The sequence below is a fragment of the Novosphingobium aromaticivorans DSM 12444 genome (assembly GCF_000013325.1).
In the GTDB taxonomy this organism is placed as follows: domain Bacteria; phylum Pseudomonadota; class Alphaproteobacteria; order Sphingomonadales; family Sphingomonadaceae; genus Novosphingobium; species Novosphingobium aromaticivorans.
The window spans coordinates 2,499,770-2,513,520 of the sequence record NC_007794.1; the positions used below are offsets into that span (position 1 = coordinate 2,499,770).

13 protein-coding genes are annotated in these 13,751 nt (G+C 65.0%); 8 read left to right on the forward strand and 5 right to left on the reverse strand.

The window, feature by feature from the left end:
* Window positions 1–12: 12 nt before the first annotated feature.
* Window positions 13–492 carry a DUF6265 family protein gene (locus SARO_RS11835; protein WP_011445995.1) on the reverse strand — a complete coding sequence of 160 codons (480 nt, stop codon included), beginning with the start codon at window positions 490–492 and terminating at the stop codon, window positions 13–15.
* Between the two features lie 251 nt (window positions 493–743).
* On the opposite strand from SARO_RS11835, the gene SARO_RS11840 reads away from it, so the two are divergent.
* Window positions 744–1,802, forward strand: a complete 1,059-nt coding sequence (locus SARO_RS11840; protein WP_011445996.1) for an RcnB family protein — start codon at window positions 744–746, stop codon at window positions 1,800–1,802.
* Window positions 1,803–1,895: 93 nt separating this feature from the next.
* On the opposite strand, the gene SARO_RS11845 is transcribed toward SARO_RS11840, so the two are convergent.
* Window positions 1,896–2,231 (reverse strand): MarR family winged helix-turn-helix transcriptional regulator, encoded by a 336-nt coding sequence (locus SARO_RS11845; protein ID WP_086000191.1) that lies wholly within the window; start codon window positions 2,229–2,231, stop codon window positions 1,896–1,898.
* A 281-nt stretch (window positions 2,232–2,512) separates the two neighbouring features.
* Between SARO_RS11845 and SARO_RS11850 the strand changes: the two genes are divergently transcribed.
* Genes SARO_RS11850 through SARO_RS11870 form a run of 5 tightly spaced genes read left to right on the forward strand, consistent with a single transcriptional unit; the run spans window position 2,513 to window position 7,079 of the window.
* Window positions 2,513–3,190 (forward strand): prolyl hydroxylase family protein, encoded by a 678-nt coding sequence (locus SARO_RS11850; protein WP_041550316.1) that lies wholly within the window; start codon window positions 2,513–2,515, stop codon window positions 3,188–3,190.
* Complete coding sequence (locus tag SARO_RS11855; protein WP_011445998.1) at window positions 3,181–5,040, forward strand: DUF885 domain-containing protein; 1,860 nt, start codon at window positions 3,181–3,183, stop codon at window positions 5,038–5,040. The genes SARO_RS11850 and SARO_RS11855 overlap by 10 nt, the downstream gene beginning before the upstream one ends.
* Before the next feature lie 36 nt (window positions 5,041–5,076).
* Entirely contained in the window at window positions 5,077–5,511 is a 435-nt protein-coding gene (locus SARO_RS11860; protein ID WP_198136620.1) for a DUF350 domain-containing protein, read from the forward strand.
* A gap of 23 nt (window positions 5,512–5,534) precedes the next feature.
* A complete protein-coding gene (locus tag SARO_RS11865) occupies window positions 5,535–5,930 on the forward strand; it encodes a hypothetical protein (protein ID WP_011446000.1) in 396 nt (131 codons plus the stop codon).
* A gap of 3 nt (window positions 5,931–5,933) precedes the next feature.
* Window positions 5,934–7,079, forward strand: a complete 1,146-nt coding sequence (locus tag SARO_RS11870) for a glutathionylspermidine synthase family protein (protein WP_011446001.1) — start codon at window positions 5,934–5,936, stop codon at window positions 7,077–7,079.
* 4 nt (window positions 7,080–7,083) lie between these two features.
* Here SARO_RS11870 and SARO_RS11875 read toward each other — a convergent pair whose 3' ends face one another.
* Window positions 7,084–8,688 (reverse strand): lysine--tRNA ligase, encoded by a 1,605-nt coding sequence (locus SARO_RS11875; protein WP_011446002.1) that lies wholly within the window; start codon window positions 8,686–8,688, stop codon window positions 7,084–7,086.
* Between the two features lie 181 nt (window positions 8,689–8,869).
* On the reverse strand, window positions 8,870–9,853 hold the full coding sequence (locus SARO_RS11880) for a flagellin (RefSeq protein WP_011446003.1): 984 nt from the start codon (window positions 9,851–9,853) through the stop codon (window positions 8,870–8,872).
* Window positions 9,854–10,030: 177 nt separating this feature from the next.
* Here SARO_RS11880 and SARO_RS11885 point away from each other — a divergent pair, with 177 nt between their 5' ends.
* Together SARO_RS11885 and SARO_RS11890 are read left to right on the forward strand one after the other, a co-directional pair.
* Entirely contained in the window at window positions 10,031–12,754 is a 2,724-nt protein-coding gene (locus tag SARO_RS11885) for an ATP-dependent DNA helicase (protein ID WP_011446004.1), read from the forward strand.
* The gene (locus SARO_RS11890; RefSeq protein ID WP_011446005.1) at window positions 12,751–13,296 is read left to right on the forward strand and encodes a SixA phosphatase family protein; all 546 of its coding nucleotides are present in this window, start codon (window positions 12,751–12,753) and stop codon (window positions 13,294–13,296) included. Before SARO_RS11885 ends, SARO_RS11890 begins: the two co-directional genes overlap by 4 nt.
* Here SARO_RS11890 and SARO_RS11895 read toward each other — a convergent pair.
* On the reverse strand, window positions 13,293–13,748 hold the full coding sequence (locus SARO_RS11895; protein ID WP_011446006.1) for a MerR family transcriptional regulator: 456 nt from the start codon (window positions 13,746–13,748) through the stop codon (window positions 13,293–13,295). The genes SARO_RS11890 and SARO_RS11895 overlap by 4 nt on opposite strands.
* Between the last annotated feature and the right edge of the window lie 3 nt (window positions 13,749–13,751).

Here is a 13,751-nt window from a genome sequence, read left to right on the forward strand (position 1 = left end):
CTGGTCTTCCGCCTATCGCCCCTTGCGGCGGAAGCGGAAGACCAGCGTTTCCTGCTTGCCGCCCTCGTTGACGACGACGGTTGCGGTCATGCGGTCCTTCGCCGTGCGCTCATACGCAAGGCCCGAGAAATCGAAGCGAGTGGCGGTCCTGCCCGTCAGCGGGAAGGACACGATCTTGTCCTTGTCTTCCCAGCCGGTCAGGTCCGCATTGAAATGCTTGAGGCGATAGGCGAGCGAGTCGCCTTCCTCGACGATGGTGATGAGTTCGTAAAACATCACCGAACCATCCTTGTCGAGTTGGCGGAAGTGGCCGACCATCTGTCCGCCCGCCGGAGGGGAATAGGCCTCAACGGCCGGAGCGCCCTCTACCCCTTCTCCCTCCCACGTGCCCTGAAGCCAGGCGAGATCGGCGAGCGTTGCTGCCGGGCCCGCATGGGCCGCCTGCGGGGCGAGGATGGCGCCGGCCAGGGCAAGGAAAGTCGCCTTCGTCATACGTGTCCCTCATGTCCGACGGCTGATCACCGATGACCGATCACCGACTACTGGCAGCTAGCGCAGGCCGGCCGGCCTGTCTTGCCTGAACCGCCCCGCGCGTGCCTGGTTGTTCATCAAAAAGGACTCGAACCTGAATATTGAGCCATCAACCTGGTTCAGCCACCCGACAGCGCGACTCGATTATTACGAACATATTAAAGCCGCGAAAGGTTCTTGCGGCTCGCTCATTCGGGAAAGGGTCGGCCATCATGTCCGGCAAGTCAATTTTCAGGACCAGTGCGCTCGCCGCACTTGCCGTCGCGATGTCGGCGGCGGCCATTCCAACATCTGCAATGGCAGAGCCGCAGCGCAGCGAAGAGCGCGGCGGTCGCTGGGGCGGCGGTGACCGTGGTGGCGATCGTGGGGGCGACCGCGGCGGTGAATTCCGTGGCCGCGCGCAGGGCCAGGCCCAGACGCAGGCCCAGCCGCAGCAGCGCTCAGGCTGGGGCGGCGGTCAGCAACAGGCGCGTCCGGAACGCAGCGCACCTGCATGGCAGGGCCGGGGCAACGCGGACAATGCGCCGCGCTGGGGTTCGCAGGATCGCAGCGGCGGCCAGCGCCCGGGCCGTGACTGGCAATCGGGCACGGTGACGCGCCCTGCACCCTCAGCGCGTGCAGCAACTCCCGCCACTCCGCAGCGCGGCTGGGACGGCACCCGCTGGAACCCGACCAATCCGGATCGCAACACGGGCCGCGACTGGAATCGCAACCGCGACCGCAATGACGGCCGCGAATGGTCCAACCGCGACCGCGACAATCGCGATGGCCGCGGCACCACCTGGGGCGGCCGCAACGATGGCCGGCGCGATTATCGCAACGGCGACAGCTGGCGCAGCGGAGATAGCTGGCGCAGCGGAGATAGCTGGCGTAGCGGAGATAGCTGGCGGCGCGACAACGATCGCCGGGATGGGCGGGATCGCCGGGATGGGTGGCGCGGCGACCGACGCGATGACCACCGCCGGTGGAGCAACGACTGGCGCCGCGACAACCGCTACAACTGGTACGGCTATCGCGACAGCCACCGCCACGTCTACCGGATGCCGCGCTATTATGCGCCGTACCGGGGCTACAACTACAGCCGCCTGTCGATCGGGATATTCCTGAATTCGGGCTTCTATGGCAGCAGCTACTGGATCAACGATCCATGGTCTTATCGCCTGCCCCCAGCCTACGGTCCGTATCGCTGGGTGCGCTACTACGATGACGTGCTGCTGGTCGACACCTACTCCGGCGAAGTGGTGGACGTGATCTACGACTTCTTCTGGTAAGCCGACGTCGATCCCTGTTGCCTTGGCCTCCGTGCTTCATGCACGGGGGCTTTGGCCCATCCGGCCTGCCGGCCACAAGAAATCCTCAACGGATCAGTCCACGGCAATGTTGCCCATGGAACATAGCACCGCATGCATGATCTTCTGGCCCTGCTCCGTCAGGCGGACAAATCGTCGCCTGGCATCGGCCAGATCGTTGACGCGATAGATCAGCCCATCGGCTTCGAGGCGGGCAATCCACCGGAGTATGGTGGTCGAAGGGACGCCGGCATCGAGACAGACGCTCGACACCTGGATTTCAATGCGCCGCCGTTCCGCGATGTAGAGGTCGAGCAGGATGTCCCATCCCGGCTCGCCAAACAGCCCCTTGGTCCCCGCGACGGCGTCGCGCTTCCGGCGAAGGCTGTAAAGCGAGACGGCGAGGCGCATGCACTCGCGTTCCCGATCAACGAAGGCGTCCAAGGATAGCTCCCACCCGTTCGCAGGCCGGCTACGCGCGAGAGCATCTCTCGCAATCCGCCAAAGACGCCGCCCCAACGCCCTCACCGGTAATCGCAACAGGACTGACGACCCAATCGATTGAATAACTGACGTTACGGTTAACCCAAAGCAGCATGGAATGCTTACTGAAAACGACATCATCGGTCCGGTTTGGATCAATTCACCACCCTTGCGAATGTCCGGCCAATGAAGCATGTCCCTTTTCGATCATGTCATTATTCAAACGGAAAGCCGCTTCGTCGCTTGAAACGCTTGCCCTTGCCAAGGTCGGCGAAACTGTTCGCAAGCGGCTTTCTGCCGACCCCGGCGTTTACCGCATCCCATTGGACGATCTTGAGATTTTTGGCGTCGCTGACTTCTTTTCAGCCGAGGAATGCGCCAAGCTGATGGCCATCGTGGACAGCGTGGCGCGCCCTTCCCCGACCTACAGCGGGACCGATGCCAGCGGCCGGACGAGCTATACCGGCGATGTCGATCCGTTCGACCCTTTCGTGCTCATGCTGCAACGCCGGATCGACGATCTGATGGGAATCGACCCCAGCTTCGGCGAGACGATCCAGGGTCAGCGCTATGCGCCGGGACAGGAATTCCGGGGCCACTACGACCACTTCCTGCCCTCGCAGCCGTTCTGGGACGCGGAACAAAAACGCGGGGGCCAGCGTAGCTGGACGGCAATGGCCTATCTGAACGCGGTGGAGGAAGGCGGCCAGACGGAGTTTGCGCGCGTGAACCTTTCCATCCCGCCCCAGCCGGGCGCCTTGCTGATCTGGAACAACATGAAGCCCGACGGAACGCCAAACGCCAATGCGATGCATGCCGGCATGCCGGTCGTGCGAGGCACCAAGTACGTGCTGACCAAGTGGTACAGGTCGCGCCCGTGGCACTGACGCGTCGCGTTTCGACCTGCGCGATCGCACTGGCGATCATCCTTGCCGGGTGCGCACCGGCGACGGCCCGGACAGGCGCTTCGGCCGACACGATACCGACTGCCCGGATCGACGCGGCACCGCCTCCCCTGCCCGTCACTTCGGCCAACGTGGCGCTGGACCGCCTGTTCGCGGAAGATGCGCAAGTCTCGATGCAACTCGACCCGCTCGGCTCGCTGGAGCAGGGACACAAGGTCCCGGTCGAGCGGTTCGTGCTGCTGTTCACCCCGGAACTCATCCGCGAACGGCGCGAGGCGAATGCCCGGTCCCTGGCCGAGCTGGCCAGGATCGATCCGGCAAAGCTCGATCGCAACCGCCGCATCTCGCGCGCAGTATTCGAGGATGCAAAGCGGAACGAACAGGCGCTTCTCGCACCCGACGTCCAGCCACTTTTCGCGGCGCAGCCCTTCAACCACTTCGGCGGCTTCCATGTCGCCTATCCGGAGCTTTCCGCACCGGGCAGCGGCATCGCACTCGACACGGTCGAGGATTATCGGCTGCTCATTGCGCGGCACAAGGCACTGCCGCAGGTCTTCGGCCAGGCCATCGCCCGGTTCCGGGAAGGCATGGCCAGCGGGGTTACCGAGCCTCGGCTGACAGTCGACAACATGATCGTGCAGATCGACGCGCTGCTGGCCCAGCCGGTAGACCGTTCGCCATTCCTGGCTCCTGCGCGGCAGTTTCCGGACGATGTGCCGGCAGCCGAACGCGCCAGGCTGGCGCGGGAGCTGGCGACGGTGGCGCGGCGCGAGATCTATCCGGCCTATCGGACGCTGCGCCGCTTCCTAGCCAACGAATACCGGCCCGTGGCGCGCGAGCAGGTCGGCCTTTCGGCGCTTCCAGACGGCGAACGGCTATACCGACTGCTGGCGCGGCAGCATACCACTGTGGACCTCGACCCGGCGGCGGTGCACGAACTGGGTCTATCTGAGGTGGCACGCATCCAGTCCGAAATGGAGGACGTGAAGCGCCAGCTCGGTTTCCAGGGCCCGCTGCGCAGCTTCTTCGACCACATCCGGACCGACCCGAAGTACCACCCGCACACGGAGCGGGAACTGGCGGAGGGGTTCCGCGCCGTGGGCCGCAAGGTCGACGCGCTGGCGCCGCAGTACTTCCTGCACCTGCCCCTCACACCGCTGCTGATACAGCCCTACCCCGCCTACCGCGCACGGTTCGAGGCAGGCGGCAGCTATGCGCAGGGATCGGCTGACGGGAAGCAACCCGGCGTATTCTTCTACAATACCTATGACCTGAAGAGCCGCTTCCTGACCGGCGTTACCACGCTCTATCTCCATGAAGGCGCGCCGGGGCATCACTTCCAGATCAGCCTGGCGCAGGAAAACGCGAACCTCCCGGACTTCCAGCGCTTTGGCGGCAACACGGCCTATATCGAAGGCTGGGCGCTCTATGCGGAGACGCTGGGCTACGAGATGGGGTTCTACAAGGACCCGATGCAGCACTGGGGCACGCTCGACGACGAAATGCTGCGCGCGATGCGGCTCGTCGTGGACACCGGCCTTCACACCAGGGGATGGAGCCGAGAAGAAGCGGTCGATTACATGCTGGCCAATTCCGGCATGGGCCGCACCGATGCGCAGGCCGAAGTCGACCGCTACATCGCCAACCCGGGTCAGGCGCTGGCCTACAAGATCGGAGCGCTGACGATCCAGCGCCTGCGCCGGGAAGCGGAGGCGGCACTGGGCCGGCGCTTCGACATCCGCCAGTTCCACGACCAGATTCTGGGGAGCGGCGCGCTGCCGATGCCGGTTCTCGAGGCCAAGGTGCGGGGTTGGATCGCCGCCACGCGTTGATGCTTGCCAGATGGGGCGACGGCTGCTCTTCTCGGCATGTGCGATCCGATGACGGGGGAATGGATGCTGGGGTACTTCACGGCGGCGCTGCCGCATTTCCTTGCCTACTTTGGCGCGGCCATCGCACTCGCGGTGACGTTCCTGTTTCTCTACGCTCAGGCGACGCCGCACCGGGAATTCGCGCTGATCCGGGCGGGCAATGTCGCCGCCGCAACGCAGCTTGTCGGCACCTTTCTGGGCTTTGCAGTGCCCGTCAGCATCGTGATCGGCCATGCGGCAAGCGTTCCGGACATGCTGCTCTGGGGCGCGGTGGCGGCAGTCGTGCAGTTGCTCGTGTTCGTGGCGGTCTCGCGGTTCCTGTTTCGCGCCATCTCTGACAGGATCACCGAGGGCTGCACCGCATCCGGCCTGTTCGTCGGCGGCATGGGGCTTGGCGTCGGCATTCTCCAGGCCGCTTGCATGGTGCCCTGAGCAGTGCCCGGAAGGACCCCGCGATGAAGAAGAACCTGGCCTTGACGACCGCGATGGCGGCCACTCTGGCCGGCTGTTCCGGCGGCAACGAATGGGACGACGGCGTCGTCGCGGACCGGGACACCGCGGTCTGCGTGGACCAGGACGGCCGCCGCGTGATTGACGACAACTGCGACGAGCGCCGCGGCGGAAGGGTCGGCGGTTCGCACTTCTGGTACTACGTCAACCGCGGCAACCGCGTGCCTTACTACGGCGATCCGGTCCGGGATCCCAGCTATGGCTACAAGGGCAGCTACTTCCCGACCAAGGGCGCAACATATGCGCAGGCGCCCGCTTCGGCGAACATGGTGCGCAGCAAGCCGGTGGCGAGGGGCGGCTTCGGGTCCAAGGGCAAGTTCTTCGGCGGCAGTTGGTCCTGAACCGTGCAGCGCCTGACGCTTGAGCCCCGCCCCGGCTGGCAGGCGTCCGTCGCCGAACTGGGCCTGCTCTGGCATAGCGACGCGGACGGTCCCTACTGGGACGAGAGCGCGGCATATGCGCTCTCGATGGAGCAGGTCGAAACGCTCGAGACGGCGACCGAAGAAGTGCACCGGCTTTATCTTGAAGCCGGGGATGCGATCGTGCGCGACGACTTGCTCATGGCATCGTGCGGCATTCCAGGGACCTATCACCGCGCGGTCCGCGAGGCGTGGCAGCGGCGCGGCCCGGCGCTGGATTTCGGACGGTTCGATTTCGCCTGGGACGGCACCGGACAGCCACGGCTGCTGGAATACAACTGCGATACGCCGACATCGCTCCTCGAGGCATCGATCATCCAGTGGTACTGGAAGGAGGAGCGTTTTCCGGACCGCGACCAGTTCAACAGCCTGCACGAAAAGCTGCTGGCCCGATGGCAGGCGATCTCGGGCGCCATGCCCGGGCGACGCGTGTGGTTCACCCACGTTGCCGACCACGCCCACGAAGACACGATGACGACCACCTATCTGCGCGATCTGGCGGAACAGGCCGGTCTGGAGACACGCGGGCTCCTGATCGAACAGATCGGGCTGGATGCCAATGGCCACGTCCTGGACCAGGACGATTACCGGATCACTGCCCTGTTCAAGCTCTATCCGTGGGAATGGCTGGCGGCGGAGGAATTCGGCCAGGCGATCCTCCCGCGAATGGCCGAGACCATATGGCTGGAACCCGTCTGGAAGATGCTGTGGAGCAACAAGGCGGTTCTCGCGGTCCTGTGGGACCTGTTTCCGGACCACCCCAACCTTTTACCGGCGTCGCTGATCCCGGGCGCGGTGGGGCCGGATTTCGTGGCGAAGCCGGTGCTCGCGCGCGAGGGTGCGAACATAGAAGTGGTTTCGCATGGCAAGATCCTCGCCAGATCGCACGGAAGCTACGATGCAAGCCGCATGGTCTACCAGCAGCGCTATCCGCTCAAGGATTTCGGGCGCGGATATCCGGTACTGGGAAGCTGGATCGTAGCGGGCGAGGCGGCCGGCCTGGGCATCCGCGAGGATGGCCTGATCACCGGCAACCGCGCCCGCTTCGTGCCTCACATCATTCTGGACTGAGCGCTCAGTCGAGCGCCTCGGCAATCAGCTTGCGCGTGTTGGCAACGCCATAGAGCGCGATGAAGCTGCCCATCCGCGGCCCCGCGCTGGAACCGAGCAGGGTTTCGTAAAGGCACTTGAACCAGTCCCGGAGCTGCTCGAACCCGTAGTGCGGGTCCTTGCCGATTTCGTAGACGATGTTCTGGAGTTCCTCGGCGGTAGCGTCGTCGGACGTCCCGGCAAGTTCCTCGTCCAGCGCGGAAAGCGCCAGAAGCTCGTTCGCTTCCGGCTTGCGGCGCAGGAGCGTGGGCGCGATGAAATCGCGGTTGTAGGCGAGCGCGCGAGTGACCAGACCGTCGAGTGCCGGGTGCGCGGCAGGATCAGCGTTCTCGACATAATTGCCAAGGTAGGACCAGACCTGATCGCGCGTCGCCTGCGCGCCGAGCACGCCAACGAGGTTGAGCAGAAGGCCATAGGTAACCGGCAACTTCTCGCCGTCGCCGCCCTGATAGCCATTGGCGCGCAGGAGGTGCCAGACAGGATTGCCAAGTTGCTGCTCGACCGGCTGTGTCGGCAGCTTCTCGCGGAACTGCCAGTATTCGTCGACCGCGCGCGGGATGATCCCGACGTGAAGCGACTTGGCGCTCTTGGGTTCGCGGAACAGGTAGAAACCGAGCGATTCCTCGCTGCCGTATTCCAGCCACTGCTCGATCGTCAGGCCGTTGCCCTTGGACTTGGAGATCTTCTCGCCCTTCTCGTCGAGGAAGAGTTCGTAGATCAGCCCTTCGGGACGCTGCCCGCCGAGGACGCGGGCAATCTTGCCCGACTGGGTGACGCTGTCGGTGAGGTCCTTGCCGCACATTTCGTAGTCGACACCAAGCGCGACCCAGCGCATTGCCCAGTCGACCTTCCATTGCAGCTTGGACCAGCCGCCGAGAATGGTGTGCTCGACGGTTTCGCCGTTGCTGTCGACAAAGCGCACGATGCCGGCTTCGGCATCGACCACTTCAACCGCAACCTGCAACACCTCGCCCGTCGTCGGGGAGACCGGCAGGACCGGCGAGTAGGTCTTGCGACGCTCCTCGCGCAGGGTCGGGAGCATGATGTCCATGATCGCCTGCCAGTTGCGCAGAACGTTCTTCAGCGCATCGTCGAACGCACCAGAATTGTAGCGATCCGAAGCGGAGACGAATTCGTAGTCGAAGCCGAAGCGATCGAGGAAGTCACGCAGCATCGCGTTGTTGTGGTGGGCGAAGCTTTCAAACTTCTCGAAAGGATCTGGAATGCGGCTGAGCGGATGGCCGAGGTGTGCTTCGAGCAACGCCTTGTTCGGCACGTTGTCCGGCACCTTGCGCAGGCCGTCCATGTCGTCCGAAAAGGCGACCAGCCGCGTGGGATGGCCACCGGTCAGCACCTCGTAGGCGCGGCGGACAAGCGTGGTCCGCAGGACTTCCTGGAAAGTGCCGATGTGCGGCAGGCCCGAAGGACCATATCCGGTTTCGAAAAGCACGGGGACGAGATTGCCCGACGCATCGCGTTTGCCGCCGGGAAACCGCTTGATGAGCTTGCGGGCTTCCTCGAAGGGCCAGGCCTTCGACGTCTGGGCGGCGGTGCGGATCTCGTCTGTCATGGTGCCCGCCCTTTTGCGCGGAGGGGCGGCTTTCGCAAGCGAAAACGGGGCCGGCGGGTGCCACCCCCTTCCCTGGCGTTCGTCGTCGGGTGCGGCATGTCCGGGACATGCGTTCACGCCGAAAGGGCAGATGCCACGCTCACGCGACATCCGCCCTTCCGTGGAGGCTTCTGAGGGAGGCTTACTTCAGAAGCGAAAGCACGTTCTGCTGGGCCTGATTGGCCTGGGCGATCATCGCCGTCGAAGCCTGGCTGAGAATCTGGGCCTTGGCCATCGCGGTCGTTTCGGCCGAATAGTCGGTGTCCATGATCCGCGACCGGGCGTCGGACAGATTGGTGACGTTGTCGTTGAGATTGTTGATCACCGATTCCAGGCGGTTCTGGCCCGCACCCAGCCCGGCACGGGTGGAATTGATGCTGGCCAGCACCGAATCGACGTTTTCGATAGTCGTCGAGGCATTGGCACTGGTCGAGACGTCGAGGGCCTGCGTCACGACGGGGACCTCGGGAGTCGTTGTATCGCTGTCGTCGTCATAGGTGGAGTCGTCGTAGACCGTCATGGCCAGGCCATCGTTGGCGCCGCCATCCGAAATCACGCCGAACAGCTTCGCGCCATCGAAGGCCTTGCTGACGAGGGTGACGGTGTTGTCGATCTCGGCGCCGGTCTGGATCACGAATTCGGCATCGTCGATCGATACGTTGTCTTCGGAGTAGTCAGTCGGGTCGCCAGTGCCGCCAGTGCCGTCGGACACGCTGAAGACCTGATTTCCGTTGAACTTGACGTTGTTGAAGACGTCGCTGATCTGCTGCGTGAGGTTTGCGACTTCCGACTGCATCGCGTCCCGGTCGGACTGCTGATAGGTGCCCGACTTCGCCTGAACGGCAAGTTCGCGGATGCGCTGCAGCATGGCGGTCACTTCGTTGAGTGCGCCGTCCGCGGTCTGCGCAAGGCTGATGCCATCGTTGGCATTGCGGACACCCTGGTTCATGCCGCGGATCTGCGAGGTCATGGTCGTGGTGATCGCGAGGCCCGCTGCATCGTCCTTCGCGCCGTTGATGCGCTTGCCGGTCGACAGGCGCTCCATGGCCGTGCCGAGCATCTTGTTCGCCGAGTTCGAAGCATTCGTCGCGCGGATCGCGCTGATATTGGTGTTGATGACTGCCATTTCCCATTCTCCACTATGGGCCGGAGCAAGAGTTGGAAGGCTCCGGTTTCGATTGCTGTTGGGAAGGACGGTCGCAGCAGGCGGGGTTTAAGGGCGGTGGTTAACCGAGGTGCAGGGATCGGATTTCCACTCCTGCCGGGCTTGCCCCGTGTTCCATTCCTGTTCTAACGCTGGACCGTGACGGACCACCCGGCCCTTTCCCTGCCAGCGATTCACGCGAGCCACGGCGGTTGCTGGCTGCGCGATGGCTTCGCCACGCGTGGCGTCGGCAAGGGCGAGGCGATCGTGGCAGCGGCGGACACACCGCTGCTGATGCTCAATGCACCGCTCATCGCCAGCCGACTGGGCTACCCGGATCTTTCGGGGCTGGATCTGCTGGAACTGTTCGCGTTCATCCATCCGGCGCGGTTCATGGTTCCCACGCCTAAGGGCCTTGCCCATGCGTTGGGACTGGACGCGCCTGCCGATGACGACAAGGTCCCGCAGCTTCTGCAGGAAGCGGCAGAGGCTCTACTGGCGACCTGCGAGCGAGAGGACTGGGCCGAGCGTGAAGGCGCATGGACCGCACTTCAATCGCTGGTGCGCATGCGCTGGCCTTGGGCGACCTTGCTCACGCCACGGATCGAGAAGCCAAAGCGCGCGGAACGCTGGCTCTTCACGCGCCTGCCGGAGTGGGAGGAAACAGCGGATCGCCCCCAGCCGGCGCAAGTGCTGCTGGGCGAAGACGCGGTGGTTTCACGGCTCGCGGAACTGACCGGCGCGGGCGCGGAAGCGCGTCCGGCACAGCAGGCCTACGCCCGGGAAGCGGCAAGAATGTTCGCCCCACGCCTGGCCGAGCGCCGCCCCCACGTGGTGCTGGCGCAGGCCGGAACAGGGACTGGCAAGACATTCGGCTACCTTGCCCCGGCATCGCTCTGGGCGGAGGGATCCGGCGGTACAGTCTGGGTTTCCACCTATACCAAGGCACTGCAACGGCAATTGCGGCGCGAGAGCAGACGCGCGTTTCCCGCGTTGCGGAACGGCAAGCCGCCGGTGGTGGTGCGCAAGGGACGCGAGAACTACCTCTGCCTCCTGAACCTGGAAGACGCGCTGCAAGGGGGATTTGGCGGCCGCGCCGCAATCCTTGCCCAGCTTGTCGCGCGCTGGGCCGCCTACAGCCAGGACGGCGACATAATAGGCGGCGACCTTCCCGGCTGGCTCGGCACGCTATTCCGCAAGCGCGGCATCACGGCGCTCACCGACCAGCGCGGCGAATGCGTCTATGCGGGCTGCCCGCACTACCGGAAGTGCTTCATCGAGCGCGCAGCCCGCGCCTCTGCCGACGCAGAACTTGTGATCGCCAACCATGCGCTGGTCATGGTCAACGCCGCGCGCGGCAGGGACGCCGCACAACGCCCGACGCGGATCGTTTTCGACGAAGGGCATCATGTGTTCGAGGCTGCGGATTCGACCTTTTCGGCAGCCCTGACCGGGGCCGAGACGATCGAGCTTCGCCGTTGGGTCATCGGGCCTGAAGGCAAGTCGCGCGGGCGGCGGCGCGGGCTTTCGGCGCGCCTCGCGGATGTGGCTTCCTACGACGAGGAAGGGGCGAAAGCGATTGCCCGCGCGATAGAGGCGGCCGAGGCGCTTCCTTCGGAAGGCTGGCTGGCGCGCGTAGTGGAAGGGACTCCCAGCGGCCCCATCGAGCAACTGCTCAGCGCTGCACGCGCACTCACCTATTCGCGCGATGAAAGCGGCGGACAGGAGGCGGGCTATGGCCTCGAGACGGAGATCGCGCAGCTTGACGGCGCCTTTGTCGAAGTGGCCGGAGCCGCCCAGGAAGCGCTCGAGGCCCTGCGCAAGCCGCTGGTACGCCTGGGGCTCAGGCTCGAGGCGATCGTCGAGGACGGTCCGGACTGGCTCGACGGCCCTGCTCGCGCACGCATCGAAGGCGCGCGCGGCGCCATCGGCTGGCGCACCGACCTCGTCGCGGGATGGATCGCCATGCTGGCGCGACTGGGCGGGCCCGGGGATCCCGATTTTGTCGACTGGCTCGCGGTGGAACGGTCAGACGGACGCGAATGGGACGTGGGCCTGCACCGCCATTACCTCGACCCGATGAAACCCTTTGCCGAAACGGTGCTCGCCCCCGCGCACGGCGTGATGATGACCTCGGCAACCCTGCGCGACGGCGACGACTGGACGAGCGCGGTGGAGCGCAGCGGCGCGCAGCACCTGGACCTTGCCCCGCGCCTGTTCGGCGCGGACAGCCCGTTCGACTACGCCAACCAGGCCGAAGTGCTGATCGTGACGGACGTGCCCAAAGGCGACATTCCGGCGCTCGCGGCGGCGTACGGCAGGTTGATCGAGGCATCGGGTGGCGGCGCGCTCGGCCTGTTCACGGCAATCCGGCGGTTGCGAGCAGTCTACAGCCGGATCGCGGACCGGCTGGCGCGTGGCGGTCTTCCGCTGTTCGCGCAGCACGTCGACCCGATCGACACGGGCACGCTGGTCGATATCTTTCGCGACGATCCGCGCGCGTCCTTGCTCGGCACCGACGCCCTGCGTGACGGCGTGGACGTGCCGGGACACTCCTTGCGCCTGGTGGTGATGGAGCAGGTGCCATGGCCAAAGCCTTCGATTCTCCACCGCGCTCGCCGGCTCGCCGGCGGTGGACAGGCGCACGACGACCGCATCATTCGTGCCCGGCTGGCGCAGGCGTTCGGACGCCTGATCCGTTCAGCCGGTGACAAGGGCCATTTCGTCGTGCTTTCGGCGGCGTTCCCGTCCCGGCTTCTCAGTGCGTTTCCAGCCGGTACGCCGATCAGAAGGGTGACGCTGGATGCCGCTTTACAAAGCATCGTGGCCGGTGTTTCTGGTTCAACTGCACCGGCAACAACGCCGACCGAGGGAATTTCGTGAAGACGCTCGCCCTGTTCCGCCACGCCAAATCGGACTGGAGCGATGCGCGTGCACGGGACTTCGACCGTCCGCTGAACGAGCGCGGGCAACGGGGCGCGCGCGCAATGGGCGCCTACATCAAGTCGACCGGACGCAGTTTCGACAGGATGATTGCCTCGCCCGCGGTACGGGCCGCGGAGACCGTGGAGGAAGCGAGCAAGGCCTGGGGCTGCACGTTCAAGGTCGAGTGGGACCGGCGGATCTATCTGGCAAGTTCGGCAACGCTGGTCGACTTGCTCAAGGAAATCAGCGGCGATCCTGCAAGCGTGCTCATGGTCGGGCATAACCCGGGTCTGGAGGACCTGATCTTCGACCTAGTGCCCGACGATGGCAGCAGCCCATTGCGCGACGTAGTCGAACAGAAGTTCCCTACCGCAACATTCGCGGTACTTGAACTGGACATTGACCGGTGGTCCGACGTCGCGGATCGCTGCGGACGACTGGTCGAACTGAAACGTCCACGCGACCTCGACCCCACGTTGGGACCGGTGCTGGTAGATTAACCCGCGTCGTCCTCGATTGCGACCGCGAGACGTTCCCGGATGCCGCCCAGTTCAGCTGCCAACGATGCGAAGTCGGTTGCCGCCAATGATTGGACAAGCCCAGCGACAGCTTGCACGGCGACACCGGAAGCTGAGGAGGTCAGTTCGACCGCGTCTTCACGCACCGCAGTACCAGCCCGCTTGCCGCGAACCTTGAGCGCCTGCTTGGCGCCGCGGATCGTGTAGCCTTCCCGGTTCAGGAGGCGGTCGATCTCGGCGATCAGGGCAATGTCTTCGGGACGATAGTAACGACGCCCGCCCGCTCTGGTGAGCGGACGGAGCATCGGAAACTGTTCTTCCCAATACCGGAGGACATGCTGGCGGATACCCAGCGTCTTTGCCACCTCACCTATGGTGCGGAAGGCGCCGGGGTCCTTGCCATCCCCCATGTCGGGAAGAAGCGGTGCATTCATGCC

What these genes read in the sequence shown, in the direction of transcription:
- SARO_RS11850 (WP_041550316.1), top strand. Translation starts at nt 2,513, where the DNA reads ATGTCATTATTCAAACGGAAAGCCGCTTCGTCGCTTGAAACGCTTGCC.
- SARO_RS11845 (WP_086000191.1), bottom strand. Translation starts at nt 2,231, where the DNA reads ATGCGCCTCGCCGTCTCGCTTTACAGCCTTCGCCGGAAGCGCGACGCC.
- SARO_RS11895 (WP_011446006.1), bottom strand. Translation starts at nt 13,748, where the DNA reads ATGAATGCACCGCTTCTTCCCGACATGGGGGATGGCAAGGACCCCGGC.
- SARO_RS11835 (WP_011445995.1), bottom strand. Translation starts at nt 492, where the DNA reads ATGACGAAGGCGACTTTCCTTGCCCTGGCCGGCGCCATCCTCGCCCCG.
- SARO_RS11865 (WP_011446000.1), top strand. Translation starts at nt 5,535, where the DNA reads ATGAAGAAGAACCTGGCCTTGACGACCGCGATGGCGGCCACTCTGGCC.
- SARO_RS11875 (WP_011446002.1), bottom strand. Translation starts at nt 8,688, where the DNA reads ATGACAGACGAGATCCGCACCGCCGCCCAGACGTCGAAGGCCTGGCCC.
- SARO_RS11860 (WP_198136620.1), top strand. Translation starts at nt 5,077, where the DNA reads ATGTGCGATCCGATGACGGGGGAATGGATGCTGGGGTACTTCACGGCG.
- SARO_RS11840 (WP_011445996.1), top strand. Translation starts at nt 744, where the DNA reads ATGTCCGGCAAGTCAATTTTCAGGACCAGTGCGCTCGCCGCACTTGCC.
- SARO_RS11880 (WP_011446003.1), bottom strand. Translation starts at nt 9,853, where the DNA reads ATGGCAGTCATCAACACCAATATCAGCGCGATCCGCGCGACGAATGCT.